The sequence below is a fragment of the Enterococcus sp. S183_ASV_20 genome, assembly GCF_018919685.1.
GTDB classification, from domain to species: domain Bacteria; phylum Bacillota; class Bacilli; order Lactobacillales; family Enterococcaceae; genus Enterococcus; species Enterococcus faecalis.
In genome coordinates, this window is the sequence record NZ_JAHLRI010000212.1 from 1 (window position 1) to 205 (window position 205).

2 tRNA genes are annotated in these 205 nt (G+C 50.7%); both read right to left on the minus strand.

From position 1 onward, the window contains the following. Positions 1 to 8: 8 nt before the first annotated feature. Positions 9 to 82: transfer RNA gene (locus KQI94_RS16450), tRNA-Met, on the minus strand. 33 nt (positions 83 to 115) lie between these two features. After that, positions 116 to 205: transfer RNA gene (locus KQI94_RS16455), tRNA-Ser, on the minus strand.

Here is a 205-nt window from a genome sequence, read left to right on the forward strand (position 1 = left end):
AAAAGCAATTGCGGGGGCAGGATTTGAACCTACGACCTTCGGGTTATGAGCCCGACGAGCTACCTGACTGCTCCACCCCGCGATAATTAGACTAAGGAAATTTAATTCCTAAGAAAGGAGGATAAGGGATTCGAACCCTTGCACGGTTTTACCCGCCTGACGGTTTTCAAGACCGTTCCCTTCAGCCGGACTTGGGTAATCCTCC